This window comes from Bacteroides sp. UBA939 (assembly GCF_002293435.1).
In the GTDB taxonomy this organism is placed as follows: Bacteria; Bacteroidota; Bacteroidia; order Bacteroidales; family Bacteroidaceae; genus Bacteroides.
This window is the reverse complement of record NZ_DBDF01000159.1, coordinates 12,684-16,247: the sequence shown is the minus strand read 5'-3', so window position 1 is coordinate 16,247 and position 3,564 is coordinate 12,684. Positions and strand designations below refer to the sequence as shown.

General features: G+C 44.1%; 2 protein-coding genes and 1 riboswitch. Both genes read right to left on the bottom strand.

Annotated elements, in window-relative coordinates:
* Positions 1 to 193: 193 nt before the first annotated feature.
* Positions 194 to 673 (bottom strand): anaerobic ribonucleoside-triphosphate reductase activating protein, encoded by a 480-nt coding sequence (gene nrdG, locus B2Z67_RS09985; protein ID WP_291529681.1) that lies wholly within the window; start codon positions 671 to 673, stop codon positions 194 to 196.
* Positions 657 to 2,750 carry an anaerobic ribonucleoside-triphosphate reductase gene (gene nrdD / locus B2Z67_RS09980; RefSeq protein WP_291529680.1) on the bottom strand — a complete coding sequence of 698 codons (2,094 nt, stop codon included), beginning with the start codon at positions 2,748 to 2,750 and terminating at the stop codon, positions 657 to 659. The genes nrdG and nrdD overlap by 17 nt, the downstream gene beginning before the upstream one ends.
* Before the next feature lie 212 nt (positions 2,751 to 2,962).
* Positions 2,963 to 3,182, bottom strand: a riboswitch (cobalamin riboswitch).
* Between the last annotated feature and the right edge of the window lie 382 nt (positions 3,183 to 3,564).

Here is a 3,564-nt window from a genome sequence, read left to right as displayed (position 1 = left end):
GAGATAGTCTTGCTAATCACTAATCACTTATCACTAACCACTAACCACTAATCACTAACCACTAATCACTGCTTCGCTAAATTCTCATTTATAATACAAACTATTTATGACGAGACACTTAAGTAAGTGTTCATGATTAGTTTATACTTTGACAGATACTATAAGATAATTAAACATGCGTACTTATTAACTCTCAAGGAACATCAACTCCTTTTCTGAACAGATAGGTTATATCATTCATTTCCCCTTCTGCAATCTTGTAAAGCCGCTGGTTGGTTTGTGCCGATTTCAAACTACCGCAGCTCTCTATGTAAGGCCCAAGTTTGATGTATTGAAAGCTTTGGATGGAAAACCCTGCGGGCAGTTCAGGCTTACCGGAATACCAGCCTACTTTTACAGGGCTGATATGCTGTTGTTGAAGGAAGTTTGCCAAGTGTTCCACATCCTTGGGGGCGGCATCGCCACCCATAAAGCAAACACACGTAACAGCTTTTCCGTATTTTCGTAGAAGTACGGAAAGACTTTCTTTCGTCAGCACTTCCCCAACGTCCTTTTGCAGGTAAGGACTGTGGCAACCTTTACATCTGTTCGGGCAATTGGACAGATTGATTGCCAAAGTCACTTCGTCCGGTATCTCCTGAAAGACAATGTCGTAATCAGTGTACTTCAACATAATATCTTCGGGCAGCCTCCCTTTGCCGGGCTTGAGAGAAATTACTGATTCGCTTCATGTAACCGATGACACGGGTTAGGTAATCTACATTTTGACTATGGCATTTAGGACACTCTCGCAAGTATCTTTTGTCGATGTGGTTACATTCGTTGCAAACCGTGTTAGGTATATTGAAAGTAAAGTAATTGCAGCCCTCTGTGGCGGCCACCCGAAGTAATTGCCTGTATTGCTCTTTGCTTAAATGTTCTTCCAGATTCATGTGAAGTGCCGAACCACCGGTCAGGTGTTCTATGTACCGGTGCCCATGCAGGCGGAACTTGTCTATGATATTCAGTGATTCGTCTTCCACGATATAGAAGTAACTGTTGTAGCACTCGCGGAAAGTCTGGAGTCCGGCTTCCTTGTCCCACTTGGCATGTTTCACGCCTACGTTCTCTGCCGGAATCATTTCGCAATTGAATAGTACGTCTTTCGTACGGTATTTCTTGTTATACTTTTCCACTATTCCCAGAATCTCCTGCACAAATGCCTCGTATTTGGGGTTATCATTGATTTCAATTCCCATGAATTGAGCGGCTTCCACTAATCCGTTCACACCGATGGTGAGATATTGCCGCCCCATATTGATGTAACCGGCATCAAATAGTGGTAGCATACCTTTGTTCTGCAACTGTTTCAGGTTCTCATTGTATGCCAGTTGCACTTTATGCACCAGGTCTACTACCTCTTCGAGGAAGAAATGGTGAAGCAAACCGGATTTAACAGCGTGCTGGATGCAACGGTTCAGGTTTATAGTCAGCACGCTTTTTGAACCTGTAGATACGCCGCCGGCTCCCAGGGTGTAGCTAAAACCATTGTCCTGTATCTCATTGCGCAGGCGGCAACAACTGCTTAAGGAGTCTGCGTTGTCGCTCATATAGGTAAAGAAGGAGTGTCCTTCCGCATACATTTCTGCTGTGAAATCACCGTATTCCTTGTCCAGTACATCTCCGTCCTTTGTCAGTAACGCCATTGTTTCTACCGGGAAAGTGAGTACTGTCTTGGTGCGTTCTTTGTTGAACCATCTCATGAAACGTTGCTGCAACCAACTCAACGATTCCCAGTTCGGCTTGCTTCCGTCGGGGAAAACGAAGTGTTCAAAGAGGCTGTTGAAATAGTATTCGTCATAATAAGCTATGTTCCAGAATACTGCCTGGAAGTTTCTGGCTCCCGTTGGCTGGTTGATGGAATATACTACTTGTTCGAAACAGTCGGTGATGACTTTGTCTATGCTTCTCTTCTTGGTGGATAAGTCGGCAAGCTGTTCCGGGTGCAGGTAATAGTCCTCGCCGTATTCCTTTTCTATGAAGTAGTTCATGTACATCAGGAATTCGGGGGTGGCGCATGCGCCGCTGAGCATACTCGAAACGATGAATACCATGTTGATGAATCCTCCGCAGAAGGATTTAAGGTTCGTAGGAGCGGTGGAGTTACCGCCTACCGACATGGTGCCGCTTATCAGCCAGGGATACATGGTGATGCTGGCGCAATAGTTGGCAAGGTTGGTTTCATCGTTCTTGTATATGAAGTGGTGGTTGAGCAATTCCAGGTAGCGGTCTGACAATTCTTTGCCGTACATGTCCTTCAAGCGGTCGGTCAGTAGCCGGCGGTTTAAACGGATGAAGTTTGATTTGGGAAGTTCGCCTATCAGGGTGGCTATGTTCTTGTTTTCAACGTTGGCGTTGGCGTCGTATTTGCTGCCGGTAGCAGGGTTCTGGGCATTGCAGTAGTCCATGAGGAAGCGCAGTTTGTCGCGTACTTCGCGGTCTTCCAGATGTTTCTGGCGATAGATCATGAAGGATTTGGCTACGCCGTAATAGTGTTCCGCCATGAGGGCGACTTCTACCTGGTTTTGGATTTCTTCTACACTGGTTCCATCGCTGATACTGACGCGGCTTAGTATGTTGGTAATGACGTCCTGTGTGGCGAAGCTGCCTACTGATAAGAATGCTTTGCTGATTGCGTTCTTAATTTTATCAAGAGAGAAAGTCTCTTTCTTTCCGTCTCTTTTGACTATGAATGTTTCCGAATTGACCATGTCTATAATATAATAAGGTGTAATATACAAACTTCTGTTGTTTAGCATACCAATCATACATGAGCACAACGGACCGGAATAATAAAATGAATCTTTTAAGGGATACACTCTATTGCCTTTCACCCGAAAGCCTGAATGATTGTAAGAAGCTGTTTTGAATTTCTTTCAGGTTATTTATTCAGTCTCTTAAAAAGGGAACTGAATAAGTTCCAAACAGCTTCTAAATAGCGGCAGGTCTTCTGACTTGTTTCTGTTGTGGCGCCTTCCCGGTCTTTGCATGACCAGTGGCTAAAGAATGCCACACCTTGTTCTTCCAGAGTGTTAGGAGATGAAACTTACAGCTACGGGGATAGTCCCTGACTTTCACAGGGTTCCCTTTTAATTCCGTTTCACGCTTGCAGTGATTCGGAAACCGTTATCGGCGGCAAAGTTAGGAATAAATTCAATAATCCAAGTAGAGGGTGGGGAAAATGTAATGTTAATCTGCGATAATGGCTTTAGGGGGACGGGGGGAGTGTTTAGTGATTGGTGATTAGTGATACTCTTACTAATCTGCTCTGTCATAGTGACACTTTGTATTTTTAATCGCCTGAGAATGCGATATTTCCGCCCGATGACAGGGACGGTTGGAAATATCGAAGTGAAAATCAGTTAAGTGCCAGACTGATAGTGTGATATCGAAATACTTACATTTATTCTGGAACAAAATATCCCCTGAAAAGTAAGAGATAAGGGAGAAACCGGGCAGGATAAGTCATCTACTTATAGGTAACTAGTCAATTACTTATAGATAGTTAGTGATCTACTTACAGGT

Coding starts and splice junctions, on each gene's coding strand:
- nrdD (WP_291529680.1), bottom strand. CDS start 2,750: ATGGTCAATTCGGAAACATTCATAGTCAAAAGAGACGGAAAGAAAGAG.
- nrdG (WP_291529681.1), bottom strand. CDS start 673: ATGTTGAAGTACACTGATTACGACATTGTCTTTCAGGAGATACCGGAC.